Annotated in this window: 11 protein-coding genes, 2 tRNA genes and 1 pseudogene (1 of these 14 running past the window's edge); 6 read left to right on the top strand and 8 right to left on the bottom strand. The window is 39.5% G+C overall.

Going from position 1 to position 15,197, the window contains the following annotated elements:
- Positions 1-724: pseudogene (gene argJ / locus HZC45_08250) on the bottom strand (bifunctional glutamate N-acetyltransferase/amino-acid acetyltransferase ArgJ) (it extends 493 nt beyond the left edge of the window).
- Between the two features lie 285 nt (positions 725-1,009).
- Here argJ and HZC45_08245 point away from each other — a divergent pair.
- The 4 genes from HZC45_08245 (at position 1,010) to HZC45_08230 (ending at position 3,492) form a co-directional block, all read left to right on the top strand.
- Positions 1,010-1,086 (top strand) — tRNA-Pro (locus tag HZC45_08245).
- A gap of 34 nt (positions 1,087-1,120) precedes the next feature.
- Positions 1,121-1,197: transfer RNA gene (locus HZC45_08240), tRNA-Arg, on the top strand.
- A gap of 125 nt (positions 1,198-1,322) precedes the next feature.
- A complete protein-coding gene (gene radA, locus HZC45_08235) occupies positions 1,323-2,723 on the top strand; it encodes a DNA repair protein RadA (GenBank protein MBI5683133.1) in 1,401 nt (466 codons plus the stop codon).
- Entirely contained in the window at positions 2,710-3,492 is a 783-nt protein-coding gene (locus HZC45_08230; protein ID MBI5683132.1) for a class I SAM-dependent methyltransferase, read from the top strand. Before radA ends, HZC45_08230 begins: the two co-directional genes overlap by 14 nt.
- Before the next feature lie 56 nt (positions 3,493-3,548).
- Here the strand turns inward: HZC45_08230 and HZC45_08225 are convergent, their stop codons facing one another.
- Together HZC45_08225 and HZC45_08220 are read right to left on the bottom strand one after the other, a co-directional pair.
- Positions 3,549-5,333 carry a DNA primase gene (locus HZC45_08225; protein ID MBI5683131.1) on the bottom strand — a complete coding sequence of 595 codons (1,785 nt, stop codon included), beginning with the start codon at positions 5,331-5,333 and terminating at the stop codon, positions 3,549-3,551.
- A gap of 114 nt (positions 5,334-5,447) precedes the next feature.
- Positions 5,448-6,893, bottom strand: a complete 1,446-nt coding sequence (locus HZC45_08220; protein MBI5683130.1) for an NFACT family protein — start codon at positions 6,891-6,893, stop codon at positions 5,448-5,450.
- Positions 6,894-6,959: 66 nt separating this feature from the next.
- Between HZC45_08220 and HZC45_08215 the strand changes: the two genes are divergently transcribed.
- A complete protein-coding gene (locus HZC45_08215) occupies positions 6,960-7,238 on the top strand; it encodes an acylphosphatase (protein ID MBI5683129.1) in 279 nt (92 codons plus the stop codon).
- A gap of 4 nt (positions 7,239-7,242) precedes the next feature.
- Here HZC45_08215 and HZC45_08210 read toward each other — a convergent pair whose 3' ends face one another.
- Together HZC45_08210 and pabB are read right to left on the bottom strand one after the other, a co-directional pair.
- Positions 7,243-9,636 carry a DNA internalization-related competence protein ComEC/Rec2 gene (locus HZC45_08210; protein MBI5683128.1) on the bottom strand — a complete coding sequence of 798 codons (2,394 nt, stop codon included), beginning with the start codon at positions 9,634-9,636 and terminating at the stop codon, positions 7,243-7,245.
- Positions 9,633-11,033: an aminodeoxychorismate synthase component I gene (gene pabB, locus HZC45_08205; protein ID MBI5683127.1), complete on the bottom strand. Its 1,401-nt coding sequence runs from the start codon at positions 11,031-11,033 to the stop codon at positions 9,633-9,635. Before pabB ends, HZC45_08210 begins: the two co-directional genes overlap by 4 nt.
- A gap of 255 nt (positions 11,034-11,288) precedes the next feature.
- Here pabB and ligA point away from each other — a divergent pair, with 255 nt between their 5' ends.
- Entirely contained in the window at positions 11,289-13,328 is a 2,040-nt protein-coding gene (gene ligA / locus HZC45_08200) for an NAD-dependent DNA ligase LigA (protein ID MBI5683126.1), read from the top strand.
- A gap of 130 nt (positions 13,329-13,458) precedes the next feature.
- On the opposite strand, the gene HZC45_08195 is transcribed toward ligA, so the two are convergent.
- The 3 genes from HZC45_08195 to HZC45_08185 all read right to left on the bottom strand — a co-directional run bounded on the left by HZC45_08195 (position 13,459) and on the right by HZC45_08185 (position 15,155).
- Positions 13,459-13,680, bottom strand: a complete 222-nt coding sequence (locus HZC45_08195; protein ID MBI5683125.1) for a hypothetical protein — start codon at positions 13,678-13,680, stop codon at positions 13,459-13,461.
- A gap of 176 nt (positions 13,681-13,856) precedes the next feature.
- Entirely contained in the window at positions 13,857-14,723 is an 867-nt protein-coding gene (locus HZC45_08190; protein ID MBI5683124.1) for a hypothetical protein, read from the bottom strand.
- Between the two features lie 159 nt (positions 14,724-14,882).
- Positions 14,883-15,155 carry a hypothetical protein gene (locus HZC45_08185; GenBank protein MBI5683123.1) on the bottom strand — a complete coding sequence of 91 codons (273 nt, stop codon included), beginning with the start codon at positions 15,153-15,155 and terminating at the stop codon, positions 14,883-14,885.
- Positions 15,156-15,197 lie beyond the last annotated feature (42 nt).

Below are 15,197 nucleotides of genomic sequence, written 5' to 3'. Positions count from 1 at the left end.
TATTCCCTGCAAAACCATTTGCAATCGCCAGTACAGTATCATTTGTTGATGTATCGCCGTCTACGGGTATACTGTTGAATGAACGAGCAACTGCTGTTTTTAATGCCTTTTGCAATGCACTTCTTTCAATATTGGCATCTGTTGCAATAAATGAAAGCATCGTTGCCATATCAGGCTTTATCATTCCAGCGCCCTTTGCAATGCCAAGCATGGAAATCTCTTTGCCGTCTATCCTGCATTTTTCAAAGGCAATCTTAGGGAAGGCATCTGTCGTCATTATTGCCTTTTCCGCGTCATGCCAGCCGTATGTGGATGTAAGATGTGAGATGTGAGATGCGATGGTTGTAATACCTTTTTTTATTTTATCCATCGGCAGAGGCTGTCCTATAACCCCTGTTGATGACACAAAGGCAAGCCCCTTTTTAATACCAAGCATCTTTTCAGTAAGGGCAGCCATTTCTTTTGCATCTTTTAAACCCTGCTTTCCTGTGCAGGCATTTGCATTGCCGCTGTTTATAATAATAGCCTGACACAAGCCTTTTTTAATCCTCTGCATATCAAGAAGAACAGGCGCTGCCTTTATTTTATTTGTTGTAAACACCCCGGCACAAACAGCAGGGACTTCTGAATAGATGAGTGCAAGGTCTTTTTTGTTATCTTTTTTGATACCGCATTGGATGCCAGCGGCTTTAAAACCGGCTATGCATAAGTTTGAAAAATCCATACTTCTCCTCTTAAGATTTATTTAGGCATTGCCTTTAATTAATCCCAAATAATGCGTAAGCAATAGAATATGTTCATATGTTCCTGAAGCGAGGGTACTGTGCCTCTTTCCTATTATATATCCTTTTTCAGTCTGAATTTCCATTTAAATTACTCCTTTTTTGCCCCTGCTCAATGCAAGCCTTTCAAACAGCAAGTAGAATTGTCAATATTTTAGTAAAAATCCTTAAAAAAATCCTTAAAAAACTTGCAAAGGCAAATTTTATGTGTTAAAAATTTCAAGATTCGGGGCGTAGCGCAGTCTGGTAGCGCACCTGCCTTGGGAGCAGGGGGTCGGAGGTTCGAATCCTCTCGCCCCGACCATTTTTCTGCCTTTGGTAGAAAAATGCGCATTTACGGGCCTGTAGCTCAGTTGGATAGAGCAACTGCCTTCTAAGCAGTGGGTCAGGGGTTCGAATCCCTTCAGGCCCGCCAATAAAATCATACAAGTTTCATCAATCTTGATATCCATAAAATCGGCGGAGATGATAGCCCGATTATTGTCAGCGACAGTCTTGCCTCATACCCCGACGACCGTTTCTCTATGATGAATTACAGAAATGAAACCGAAGGTTAAAACATTCTATACATGCCAGTCATGCGGGTATAAATCTCCAAAGTGGCTTGGCAAATGCCCTGACTGCAGTCAGTGGAACTCTTTTATTGAGGAGAGATATGTTGAAGAAAAAGGCAGAAGAGGAGGCATTGCGGCAGAAGATAAGGCATCTCCCCAGCCCATAACAGCAGTCTCTGCAAAGGAGGAAGACAGAATAAGCAGCTACGTGACTGAACTTGACAGGGTGCTGGGCAGCGGCATTGTCCTTGGCTCTGCTGTGCTTATAGGCGGGGACCCGGGTATCGGTAAGTCAACACTCCTCCTTCAGGCAATGGGGAAGATGGCTCAAAATGGCGCAAAGATTTTATATGTGACAGGCGAGGAGTCTCCAAGACAAATCAAAATCAGGGCAGAACGTCTTAATATCAAGGCAGAAGCCCTTTTTATCTATGCAGAGACAAACCTTGAAAGGATTATTGACTGTATAAAAAAGACCAAACCGACAGCAGTTGTCATTGACTCTATCCAAACCATATATACAGAAAACCTTGAATCAGCGCCGGGAAGCGTGAGCCAGATAAGGGAGACAGCATATGCCCTCATACTTCTTGCAAAGGCAATGGATGTGCCGGTGTTTTTAGTGGGGCATGTTACAAAGGACGGCGCTATTGCAGGGCCAAGGGTTTTAGAGCATATGGTTGATACTGTTTTATATTTTGAAGGGGAAAGGGGTCATCCTTTCAGAATACTCAGGGCAGTTAAAAACCGCTACGGCTCTGTTATGGAAATCGGCGTATTTGAGATGAAGGATGTTGGGCTGGAAGAGGTTTCAAACCCATCTGCCTTGTTTCTTGCAGAACGGCCTGAAAATGCGCCGGGCTCTGTTGTTGTATCAAGTTTAGAAGGCACAAGGCCGATCCTTGTTGAAGTCCAGTCCCTTGTATGTCCGACTGTATTCGGCATGCCGAGGAGGACTGTTGTGGGTATTGAATCCGCAAGGGTTTCTGTACTGGTGGCTGTGCTTGAGAAAAAAATCGGGCTCAATATGGCAAATCAGGATATATTTTTGAAGGTTGCAGGCGGACTCAAACTAGAAGAGCCTGCTGTTGATTTGGGGATTCTTATTTCCATTGCATCAAATTATATGGACAAGCCCGTTAATCCAAAGACGGTTGTATTCGGCGAGGTTGGGCTTGCAGGCGAGGTCCGGGCTATAAATCAGGCTGAACTAAGGCTTAAAGAGGCTTCCAATCTTGGTTTTGAAAGGTGTATAGTACCTAAAGATAATGCAAAGAAGATAGGGGCAAGGGGTGAAAAGTATGCTTTTCACGGTCAAGGGTCAGGAAAAACAATAGAGATTATAGGCGTGTCATCTGTCAAGGAGGCAGTTGATGTGTTGTTTTAAGAAAGGCGGTTTCTGGAATACATTAAAGGCTAGGTGGTATCAAAAGGGATTAAAATACTCCACCCTTCCAAAGACTGCACTGGATATAATTCTGCCAGAGACAAAGGACTGTAAGACATTCCTTGATATAGGAAGCGGCTGCGGAACATTTGCAATACCCCTTGCAAATGTTGGTAAAAAGGTGACAGCCATTGACCCATCAAGGGCAATGGTTGAAATCCTTAATGAAGAGATAAAAAATAGGAAAATAAAGAATATTAAGACAATCAATGCCTCGTGGGGGGAGGTTAAGGTAAAGCCTCATGATGCAGTCATTTGTGCAAATGTCCCCGAACTATTAAAATCTAAAGATTTTTTAAGGGATATATCTATGCCTGTCCTGAAGGGTTTTAATTCAGGATGGGCAAAAAAGATGGTCTTTCTTATTGGTGCTGCTAATCCAAATGCAGATAAATTTTATTACAAGGAACTCTACCCTGTTTTATTCAATAAAGAATTCCCTCCAAAAACAGATTATATGGAAACATATAATGCCCTTCATTCCTTCGGCATCTTCGCTAATATAAATATAATAGACTATAATTTTGACCAGCCATTTGATGATATGGAAGACGCCCTTGAGTTCTGGAAGGAACATCTCGGTGTTGTTACAGAAGAATATGACGAAAAATTAAGAAGATTTTTAAAAAGGAAACTGGAGAAAAGAAACTATGGACTTATTGCAAGGTTCAGAAAAAAATCAGCAATCATCTGGTGGAGGAAGGTTTAGAAGTTCCTCTGCCTAAACCAAGAAAGTTCATTTACATTTTCTGGCAATTCAAGCCCCTACAAAAGTTTCTTCTTCTTTTCAGTAAACTGTTTTGCTGCTGTTTCAAGCAGCTTTCTATCGCCTGTCTTATCAGCCTCCTGAAACTGTTTTAATAACCCTTTTACCTCTTCTCTGTCTATGTTATAAGAAATAACCTTCTTGCAGCAGTCGTCAAGTATCTTTTCGGGGTTCTCCTTTATATCTTCAATATCGGAAATAGATGTCTTGATGAACCACTGTTTTACATTTTCATCAGGCATCTTATCAAGTAAATCAGCGATGCAAAGTTTCTCATCCATATTTGAATCATGTTTTGCCGCCAAAAACCTTCCTGCATCCTTTAATGTGCTGTCTTTAAATGCCTCTATGACCTCTCTTATCCTTTCACTGTAAAAATTTGGATAAAAGACCAATATCTTCAATATGGTTTCTTCCGCAAGTCTTGCGCCTGATACCCTTGATAAAGCCACCTCTTTGCCTGAAGGTTTAATTCTTGCTGTTTGGGGCTTGGAGATTGTGTTTTGTTTTATCGCAGACACAACCACATCCCTGCCCACCTGCATAAGATGGGCAGTTTTTTCTGTATAGAAGTTTTTTTCCACATTGTTTTTTATCTTAGAGATATAGCGGCCAACATCTTCTATAAATGCAATCTTTCCGCGGGATGATGTAGTGTCAAACCTTTTCTTTGTTTCATCAATGAGAAAATCCATGAACGACTGGGCTTCTTTTATGCATCTTTCCAGTGATTCCCTGCCCTGTTTTCTTAAAAGGTCATCAGGGTCAATACCGTGGGGTATAAGCACAACCCTTGCTTTTGTGTCTTCATCCAGAAAAAGCGGGACGCTCCGCAGGGCAGCGCGTCTGCCTGCCTCATCACCATCAAAAAGCGCATAAACCTCGCCTGCGTAGTTTCTTAATTTTACCAAGTGATTTTCTGTTAGTGCAGTTCCCATTGTTGCAATGGAGTTTTTAAAACCGTATTGATGGAGTGCTATCAAGTCAAAATATCCCTCTACAACCAGCGTATATCCAGCCTTTGATACATATGCCTTTGCCTGATGGATACCATAAAACACCTCTCCTTTTTTAAATATTTCTGACTCAGGAGAGTTTATGTATTTTGCGTCGTCATTGCCCAAAGTCCTTGCACCAAAACCGATAATCCTTGCTTGAACATCTAAAATCGGGAACATCAGTCTGTTTCTAAACCTATCATAGTATCTATCGTTTTTCTTAATAATAAGTCCGACCTTTTCAGCAATATCAAGAGGGGATTTTTTGTATTTCAAAAAATTCAAAACACCATCCCATGAATCAGGCGCATAACCGATTTTGAATTCTTTAATAATATCATTTGTTAAACCCCTTTTTTTCAGATAATCCCTTGCATTCTGAGCCCCCTTTGAATCAGTTTGAAGGTTTTTTATAAAAAACTCTGATGCCGCCTGATTCATTGAAAACATCTGCTCCTTTTGACTCCTGACCCCTGACTCCTGACTCCTGACTTCATTTATCTCTATCCCATACCTTTTTGCCAGATGTTGGACAGTCTCAGGGAATGACATATTTTCGTGCCTCATCAGAAATGTAATAACATTTCCGCCTGTATGACAGCCGAAGCAGTAAAATATCTGCTTATCCTCGCTAACTGTGAATGAAGGTGTTTTTTCAGGATGGAACGGACAGAGTCCTTTGTGGTTTTTGCCCGCTTTTTTTAAACTTACATATTCAGAAACAATCTGGACAATATCAGCCCGCTCTCTTATCGCATCTATTTTGTCGTCAGGAATGAAAGTCATAATTTAACTTGCCAAAAATATAAATAATACCATAACATAATTACTTGGAATTTGGTAATAACACCTTATGCCCGTAAAATAGCGATTTAAAACCACACTATGTCTATTTTTGGGTTATGGGTTTACAGGCGAGGTAGTCAATCTCTTAACAGTATTCTCATCAATCTTAACCATTATGGTTTTATAATTGGTTATTGTTACAAGCCCCGGTTTTGCTCCCTTTGGTTTTTTGACATTCCTTGCAATTGTGTATGCAACCTCTGCCTTTGTGCTATTCTTTGCCTTGCTGAAAAATACAGCAATAGCCCCTGCCTCAAAAATTGAATTTTGAGACGGTTCTTTATTCTTTTCTTTGAACCTTAAAAGGACATGAGAACCTGCCACACCATAGGCATGAAACCACAGGTCATAATCCCTTGCATATTTTTTTAAGAGGAGGTCATTGCCAGTACTTGTCTTCCCGCAAAGTATTTCACAGCCGTCAGTGGATTTAAATCTTCTGATAGGCTCTGTTTTGATTTCCTCTTTTTTATTTCTTTCTGTATTTGCCCTTATATAACCTGCGGATATTAGCGCCTCTCTTACTGCTAAAACATCATCTTTCTCTTCCAATGCATCAATTTGAAACAATGCATCTTCAAGATATTTAATCTCATCTTCAACAGACGGCATCCTCTCTTTTAAAAGTTCTATTGCCCTCTTTGCCTTCTTAACCCTTTTAAAGATTTTATCAATATTTTCCTGCGGCAGAAGCGCAGGGTCAATTGGGATTATTATCTCTTGCGGAGGTTCATTGTAGTAATCAAGGACACTTACCTCTTTCATTCCCCTCTTTATTTTAGAGAAGTTTGCCAGAAGGAGTTCTCCATATCTTTGTAGTTTTAAATTATCCTCTGCCTTCTTTCTGTCTTCAAAGAGGTTTTCAAGTTTTCTCTCTAGTCTCTTTTTGACATCATTTACAGTCCTGACTAAATCTGCCTTTTCCCTTGTAAATCTTTCCTCATCTACCGGACTCTCATAAAATACATCAACCGCTCTGTTGCAGGATGAAAAATTATCCAGAGATATATTAAACCCTGCAGAATGTTTTTTGCCTGCAGGCGGTGGTGTATAAATAAGACCCGACATTACAGGTCTTGGGTATCCCTTATCCTGAGAGAAGTATCTCAGGGCATCAAGAATCACCATATTTTTATCCACAAGGATAATGTTGCTGTCCCGTCCTGTAAGTTCAATAATAAGAATAAAGTCTTTAAACAATATCTGAACAACCCTTTCCCCTTCAACAACTGATATATCTTCTATCTGCTGATTTACTAAATGGCTTCTTAAATAACTACAGAATCTGAGGGGTGCAGGAGGGTTTACATATCTTTTTTCCGTAAGATGGATTCTGAAAAATTGAGGATGAACTGATATAAGGAGTCTAAAATCCCTGCCCCGTGCAAATATCTTTAAGATAATATGCCTTTCATCCATCTGATGGACATTTGATATAATGCCGCCGGGGATTTCAGGTTTGAGTTCGCTTATAACCCTGTTTAAGAGTTGAATGTCCATAGAAAAAAGTATATCATTTGAGAAAAGGCATTGCACCTGAAAATAGTTAAAAATGGAGAAGAGCATATGCGTAAAGTCAGGGCGCATCTTATTATAGAAGGCATTGTTCAGGGCGTATTCTTCAGGGCAAATACAAAGGATACGGCTTTTAGCCATAATGTTAATGGCTGGGTAAGAAATACAAGGGACGGCAAAGTTGAGGCAATGCTTGAAGGTGATGAAGAGGCGGTTAAGAAGGTTATCAAATGGTGCAGGCAGGGTCCTTCTGGTGCAATGGTTGATAGTGTGGATATAAAGTGGCTTGACTATACTGGTGAATTCACAGGCTTCAATATAACAAGATAAGGTTTTACCAGTAGGATGACACTCGCTTTTCATTCCCATCTGTTTCTACAGTAACCGCACCCACAGTATCTGTCCTCATAATCTTTATACCCATGTCTTGATACCTTTCAACAACAGATTCATGTGGAAACCTGAACGGATTTGCATATCCAAGGGATATTACAGCAATCTGTGGGCTGACATCTCTTATAAATCCTTCGGTTGATGATGTTTGACTGCCGTGATGCGGGACCTTTAAGACATCTGCCTTTATGTCTTTCCCTTCTTTTAAGAGAGATTCTTCTGCTTCTTTTTCTATATCTCCTGTAAAGAGGAAACCCACTTTACCAAAGGAAAGTCTCATGACAAGTGATGCATTATTTTTATCAGATATAACTTCTGGTTTTATTGGATTTAAGGATTCTATCTTTACTCCATTTATATCCATCACTTCCATATCAATGGACCTCTTTTTGATATTTTTCTTCTCAATAGTCTGCATCAATTCCTTAAATTCAGGACTTAAAGAATTATCGCCGTTCCACCAGAACTCTTTTACATTAAAATTCTCTGCAATGAATTTAAGTCCTTTAAAATGGTCAGACTGAGGATGGCTCATAACAATATAGTCAATGGTCTTTATCTTGCTCTTCCATAGAAACGGCGCTATGAGCCTTTCTCCTGTATCAAAATCACTGTCCCTAAAACCGCCGCCGTCTACGAGCATCCTCGTACCTTTCGGGAATTCAACAAGTGCAGAATCACCCTGACCTATGCTCAAAAATGTAACCTTTAAGTCTTTATTATAATTTACCTTGTAATACCAGTATCCGTAATCACCAATAAGAATGATAGTCAGAACAATCACGGCATATTTTACAAACCCTGCCCTTCTGATTTCTGTAATGGATATTATCAAAAAATAAAACAGCACGAACTCAAATACTGTTGGTGCTGAAACCCAGATGGATGAGTATGGAAGTCGGGAAAAGAGTTCTATAATCCATACAGAAAATGACAGAATAATGGACGCTGTCTGCATAATAAATTTAGCAAGCATAAAAGAAAATAAAGATACAGCCCCTGCCGCGAGTTCCATAGACACAATAATAAAACCTATTAGAGGCACAGCAATAAGGTTCGCAAAGATACCTGTTATAGAGACTCTATGGAAGTGATATGCGACTATTAAGGATGTGCCGAGTGAGGCAGCAATTGAAACAAGGAGTCCTGTTATGATTTTATCTCTTAACCGTATATACCTGCTGTGAGGCAGCGGTTCAGAGCCAGAGGTTTTAAACTTTGGCATCAAATAGACGATGGCAGCCACAGATGCAAATGAGAGTTGAAACGATATATCATAAACCGCTGACGGAGATATGATAAGGATTACAAAAGCAGCAAGGGCAAGGGTATTAAATAAATCCTTTTCTCTGTTAATGATAAGTGCCAGTATGAATACAATAACCATGATTACAGCCCTTTGCGTTGACACAGGCATGCCTGCAATAAGACCGTAAAATAAAACAGGAGGTATGCTGGCGGCGGCGGCTAATTTTCTTATATTAAATTTTAGTGTCAGTTTTTCTGATTGTATAAGAATCTTGTAAAACAGGCTGTAAACAACAAAAGCAACAATGCCTATGTGCAGTCCGGACATTGCTAAAATGTGTGAAGTGCCTGTCTTTGCAAAGATTGCCCTTATCTCTTTTGGTATCTCGCCGCTTTCACCAATAAGGAGTGCCTTCATAATACCTTTGTTGTTAGAAGCAGTCTTATCTATAAGGTCATTCAGAGCCTTTCTGATATTTTCAAGACCTGTCCATAAAAAATGGGTTTCTCTGCCTTCAGGCACAATCCATCTTTCATTTTCCATAAAACCCTTTGCATATATCCCTTCTCTTTCAAAATGCCATTTGTAATCATATTCTCCGGGGTTTCCAAAGTTTCTTGGTTTACTGGTCTTTGATATAAATCTGATTCTGTCGCCGTATCTTAAATTTACATCAGGGCTGTCAACTGTTAAAAGGATTTTACCGTTGATTGAAACAGGATCATTCTCCTTGAATAATCTTTCTGCCTCCACATACAGCCTTGTTCTGTCAGTAAACCTTTCAGGAGAACGATAAAGTTTCCCCTGAATGTTCAGTTTCTCTTTTTTATCACCTATAATATTCTTTATATGGTTTGGCGGTAAGACAGGATTTATTTCCTGAAACATAAGGAGTGAGCCAAGAAAAAAGAATGCAAGATAAATTGCAGGATATAGACCTATCCTTTTAAGAAGCAAAAGTATTGCAAAGAGCAGTATCGCAATAAGGAGGGAAAATATTATATCCTCTGATATAGGGTAATAAGTGGCAATTACAATGCCTGAAACAAATGAGATGAGGACAGGGATGATAGGGCGATGGTTCATAATATTTTTAAAAATGCCTCTGCCTTTAACAAGGTCTCTGCATATTCATCCTCTGGAACAGAGTCTGCAACAATACCGCCGCCTACACTCAGATAGAGTTTTTTGTCTTTGACCACAGCAGTCCTTATTGCCATACCAAGATTAACACTACCTGAAAAATCTATATAACCTATGGCACCTGTGTATATCCCTCTGGGTGTTGGCTCAAGTTCATCTATGATTTCCATTGCCTTTATTTTTGGCGCACCTGTAACAGAGCCTCCCGGAAAACACGGCTTTATGCAGTCAACTGCACTCACACCATCTTTTATTTTACCTTCCACGCACGATACCATATGATGAAGTGTTGGATAGGTAACCACCCTTTCAAGTTCCTTTACCCTGACCGTGCCTGTTATACACACCTTCCCTAAATCATTTCTCTCTAAATCAACTATCATTATATGCTCAGCAAGTTCCTTTGTGTTTGTCTTTAGTTCCTTTACAATTTCCGCATCCTCTTCAGAAGAACTGCCGCGCGGTCTTGTGCCTTTAATAGGATATGTTTCTATTATCCCATTTTGTATCTTCAAAAAACATTCTGGCGAATTGCTGATAACCTGAAAATCCCCATAATCAAAAAATGCGCTGAACTCTACAGGGTGGCTCTTTCGGAGTTTTGAGTAAAGTATCATTGGGTCTTGTGCGAATGGGGCTGAAAACCTCTGGGAAAGGTTGATTTGGTATATGTCCCCTTCTCTTATGTATGCCTTTGCCTTTTTTATGGCACTTATATATTCATCCTTTGTGAAATTGGATAAAAATAATTCTTTGGTCACTTGCGTCTTAGGCTCAAGACCATCACCGATAATTGATAACGGCAATCTAAGAATCTCTTTAAATCTTTCAAGCCTTTTTTCCCCTGCATCTGAAGATACTATATAGCCTTTGCTCTCATAATGGTCATACACAAACAGGGTACCGTATATCCCCATTATCATGTCAGGTATGGATAATGGGTCTTGTTTTTTAGGATGAAGGTCTTCCAGAAGGTTTTTTAGGTCATAACCGAAATAACCTACGGCGGCGCCGCTTGGAAATCCTTCATGACATCCTTTATATTTAAAAAGTATGGAATCCAGAACAGCGAATGGGTCTTCCTTAATTATTTTTTTGCAGCCATCTTGGATAATTTCAATGGAGTTCTGCCATGCCTTTATAATGATTTCTGGCTCACAGCCAACAATGGAAAATCTGCCTAACCATGATGTATATGCACTTCTTTCTTTAGAAATTGTGTTTATGCTGTTTTCAAGGATAAAGGGATATGGCTTGCTAGATACTCTGGTAAAGACATCAAACGGGTCTAAAATATTTTGGACAGGCTCAATTATCATACCTTGTTTAATTATAACCATATCCATTCATTTATTAAAGTCTTTTCCTATACAACCTTTAATTCCAGATGATTTTTTTGTTATTTTCTGATAAGTAACATACGAATAAAAATTGATGTAACCCAAATTGAGCGATTTTATACACAAAGAATGCATTAAAAGGCAGCCACAGAGGACATAGAGAAAAGGTGAATCGCTTTTTTAGGTTAAAGAGATTGGTGTGGACTATGCCCATGGATATGCTGAGGGCAAGTCTGCTCCAACCCTATTGAAAAAATGACAAAGGGAGATTTAAAAAAAGAGATTGAAAGGCTTCGTGAAGAGATAGATTTTCACAATTACCGCTACTATGTCCTGGACAGCCCTGTTATCTCTGATGCTGAATATGATAAACTCATGCATAGGCTTGAGGAGATTGAGGGCAAGCACCCCGATTTGATTACATCTGATTCACCTACGCAAAGGGTTGGCGCAAAACCATTAGAGGCATTTGGAAATATTAAACATACTGTACCGATGTTGTCTTTAAGTAATGCCTTCACCCGGGAAGAGGCGGCAGATTTTGACAACAGGATAAAAAAACTTTTAAAAATAGATAGCAATATCGAATATGTTGCTGAGCCAAAGATGGATGGCCTTGCAGTGGAACTTGTTTACAGAGATGGCAGGTTTAAAGCAGGTTCAACAAGAGGTGATGGATATACAGGAGAGGATGTAACGCAGAATATAAGGACGATAAGGAGTATCCCGATGAGGCTGCTCCACGGCTCACGGCTCACGGTTCACGGCTCACGGCTTTCCATCCCTTCTCATCTTGAAGTTAGGGGCGAGATGTTTTTACCTATCAAGGCATTTGAAAGACTGAACAAGGAAAGGGGAAAGAGCAGTGAGCCGCTTTTTGCAAACCCAAGAAATGCTGCTGCAGGTTCACTTAGGCAGTTAGACCCCCGCATAACAGCAATAAGACCTTTGGACATATTTTGCTATGGTATTGGAGCAGTTGAAGGCATTAAGTTTAAAACTCACTGGGAGACATTGCAGACATTAAAGGCGTTTGGCTTTAAGGTAAACCCTCTCATTAAAATATGTAAAGGCATAGATGCGGTCATGGATTACCATAAGGATATGGAGAAAATGAGGGAAAACCTTCCATACGAACTGGACGGCATAGTCATAAAGGTTAATAGTCTTGAACTTCAGGAAAGACTTGGTGTCATAACAAGGAGTCCAAGATGGGCGTTGGCATATAAGTTTAAACCACGGCAGGAGACAACAAGGATTAAGAATATAGAAATAGGGGTTGGGAGAACAGGTGCGCTTACACCTGTTGCAGTAATGGAGCCTGTCGGGCTGGGCGGTGTAACCATAGAAAGGGCAACACTTCATAATCAGGATGAGATAGGTAGAAAGGATATAAGGATTGGTGATACAGTTGTGGTGGAAAGGGCAGGAGATGTTATCCCTGAGGTTGTGATGGTTGTAAAAGATAAGAGGACAGGCAAAGAGGTTGTTTATAAAATCCCTGATAAATGCCCTCTGTGTGGTTCAAGGGTTGAAAGAGTTGGGGCAATACATTTTTGCACAGGCGGACTCTTGTGCCCTGCTCAGGTAAAAGAAACAATAAGGCATTTTGCATCAAAGAGGGCAATGGATATTGAAGGACTCGGTGAAAGGAATATTGAGCAGTTTGTTGATGACGGACTTATAAAAGATGTAGCAGATTTGTATTATCTGAAAAAAGGAGATATTTTAAAACTTGAGAGATGGGCAGAAAAATCTGCAGAGAATCTGATTGATGCTGTTGAAAAGAGCAAGACCCCTGCACTGCCAAGAATTATATACGCCCTCGGCATAAGACAGGTTGGAGAAAGAATGGCACAGATACTGGCAGAAGAGTTTGGAAGTCTGAAGATATTGATGGGCGCTGATAAGGAGCGTCTTTTATCAGTCCGCGACATAGGTCCGGAGACAGCAGAGAGCATCTTTGATTTCTTTCATGAACCACACAATATAAAGGTTATTGAAAATTTAAAAAAAGCAGGAGTAGTATTTCCTGAAATGATAAAAACGGAGGTGCCATCTGGACGTGGGAAACTCTCTGGCAAGACCTTTCTTTTTACAGGCGCTTTAGAATCGTTTTCAAGGGATGAGGCAAGGGAACTGGTAGAAAAACTTGGCGGCAAAACAGCATCAGGTGTAAGCAAAAATATTGACTATGTAGTTGGGGGGAGTGAGCCGGGTTCAAAGTATAATAAGGCAGTAAAACTCGGTTTGAAAATAATAACAGAAGATGAGTTTAAAAACATGATGAAATGACAAGGGTCCCCCTTTTTGTGGAGTGTCAGCAGCCTGTCAACAAGGAAAATCACTTTTCTTGATAATAGTTTGCCTGAAAAACCATCAAGGTCTTTCTGCGCCCGAGTCATTAGTTTGACATTATAAAAACTCAAGCAGCCTTCCCTGTCTTGTGACGCTTTGTAAAATATTCTCTGGCAGAAATTGACTTACCCTTGACCTTCTTTGCTTCCTCAATAAGGGCTATATCAATAAGGTCTTCTCTTAGCGTAGGGTCGCTTATTACCTTTTCAAGAAAAGCCTCTTGTTCATTGGTTTTAAGCGCCTTAAAGGCTGTAAAAAAGACTTCTGCTGTTGCTTGATTTGTTTGCATATATTTTACCTCCTCGTTTCGTTTTACTTTACCCTAACCACACCGTAAAATCAATCGTTTTGACCTTACCATGCCCATACGATAATGGTCGCTGACCCTATTTTTCTGGGATGGGTGAAGCAAAGCGCGACGCATTAAACCATGTTGGGTCTGCTGCGCTTGACCGAACCTACTTGCTATGTCTCTTTAACTTTGCAAATTTCATAAATATCTTTTCGCATGGAATCATTACAAATTTTATATGAGTCTACCAATTCAATTATTCTGTCAACTTGCTCTTTTGACCTGTATGGCAGGGAAAAAACATCTTCTAGTTCGTCTTCTGTCAAATATTGATCCAAGTAAATATAAGGGTCAATATTCTTCTGAGGAATAACTTGGTGAATCAAAATATTCCAATAATTTTCGGAATCAAAGCCTTTGATCACCCTTAAATATCTCAAATATTCTGAAATAATATCTCCGTATTTATTTAACAATGAGACCCTGAGCCAGTTGTGAAATTTTCTTACTTCACCAGAATAGACATCAAATAAATTTTCAACATCAATTCCTTTTTCGTGTTTTAGGATGAATGACCTTGCTAATGAATTCCAGTCTTTGAACTCAAGCAGGTCATTCTTTGGAAGAATGAAAAAAACATTTCTTCCTTCATCTTTTGAATAAGAAATTTCCCAGTTGGCTTTTGTGAACTTGACATGCGTTATGAAGCGTCTAAGACCGTGAATAAACCTATGTTGCTCATTGTTGTGAAAGAATCTCTTAATTTCTCTTTCATACCCTGCAACCGGATATTTTTTGTTAAATTTGCGAGAGTGTTCAACTAATGCCATTGCACATATATCTGAGGAAAGAATTCCCCGTTGGATTGTTACTTCAATCTTATCTGCAAATGGTCGGTTTATTTTGTGCCAAAATACTGGATGGGCCGATTCATATTTGAATTTGTTAATTGAAGTAATGAGATCATCTATCGCATTAAGAAAAATATTTAAAGATAGCCTCAATGATTTAATTTCATTAAAAAGTATTCCCCCATGCAAATTTTTTATTATTTCATGCGTCTTTTGGAAATCGCGAAAATAGCACTTGCGTAATTTACCAATATCCCACGGAGGACTTCCTAAAAAATTGTCAATTTCTTCTTTCGTTAAATGAAACATCTTACGGTTTAATTTTGACCTTTGAACTTTGAACTTTCTTTATTCCCCTTCAATTATCTTCCTCTCCCCCTCCGTTATCCCGTAAAGCCCATAAACAATATCATCTATCTTTTCATCCGTAACCGCTATCTCCCTTTCAAACTTTTCCCTTTCTGATGACGGCGGCATTGAGTTTTTCTTTTTGTGTAAATCAAGCATGCGGTCAACAAGGGAAACGAGTTTATCGTGGATGGCTTTATCAGAGGGCTTATTAAAGTCAATGGTGCGGATGGGGAGTTGTTTAAATTCGGTTACTTTAATCTGAGGGAACAAAGTGTCAAATTCGTTGATGATATATCGAAAAAGAAATACCAT

This window comes from Deltaproteobacteria bacterium, assembly GCA_016223005.1.
Taxonomy (GTDB): Bacteria; Desulfobacterota; GWC2-55-46; order UBA9637; family GWC2-42-11; genus JACRPW01.
This window is presented reverse-complemented; position numbering and strand designations above follow the sequence as displayed.

Coding starts and splice junctions, on each gene's coding strand:
- HZC45_08195 (MBI5683125.1), bottom strand. CDS start 13,680: ATGCAAACAAATCAAGCAACAGCAGAAGTCTTTTTTACAGCCTTTAAG.
- HZC45_08230 (MBI5683132.1), top strand. CDS start 2,710: ATGTGTTGTTTTAAGAAAGGCGGTTTCTGGAATACATTAAAGGCTAGG.
- HZC45_08220 (MBI5683130.1), bottom strand. CDS start 6,893: ATGGACATTCAACTCTTAAACAGGGTTATAAGCGAACTCAAACCTGAA.
- radA (MBI5683133.1), top strand. CDS start 1,323: ATGAAACCGAAGGTTAAAACATTCTATACATGCCAGTCATGCGGGTAT.
- ligA (MBI5683126.1), top strand. CDS start 11,289: ATGACAAAGGGAGATTTAAAAAAAGAGATTGAAAGGCTTCGTGAAGAG.
- HZC45_08210 (MBI5683128.1), bottom strand. CDS start 9,636: ATGAACCATCGCCCTATCATCCCTGTCCTCATCTCATTTGTTTCAGGC.
- HZC45_08215 (MBI5683129.1), top strand. CDS start 6,960: ATGCGTAAAGTCAGGGCGCATCTTATTATAGAAGGCATTGTTCAGGGC.
- HZC45_08225 (MBI5683131.1), bottom strand. CDS start 5,333: ATGACTTTCATTCCTGACGACAAAATAGATGCGATAAGAGAGCGGGCT.
- pabB (MBI5683127.1), bottom strand. CDS start 11,033: ATGGTTATAATTAAACAAGGTATGATAATTGAGCCTGTCCAAAATATT.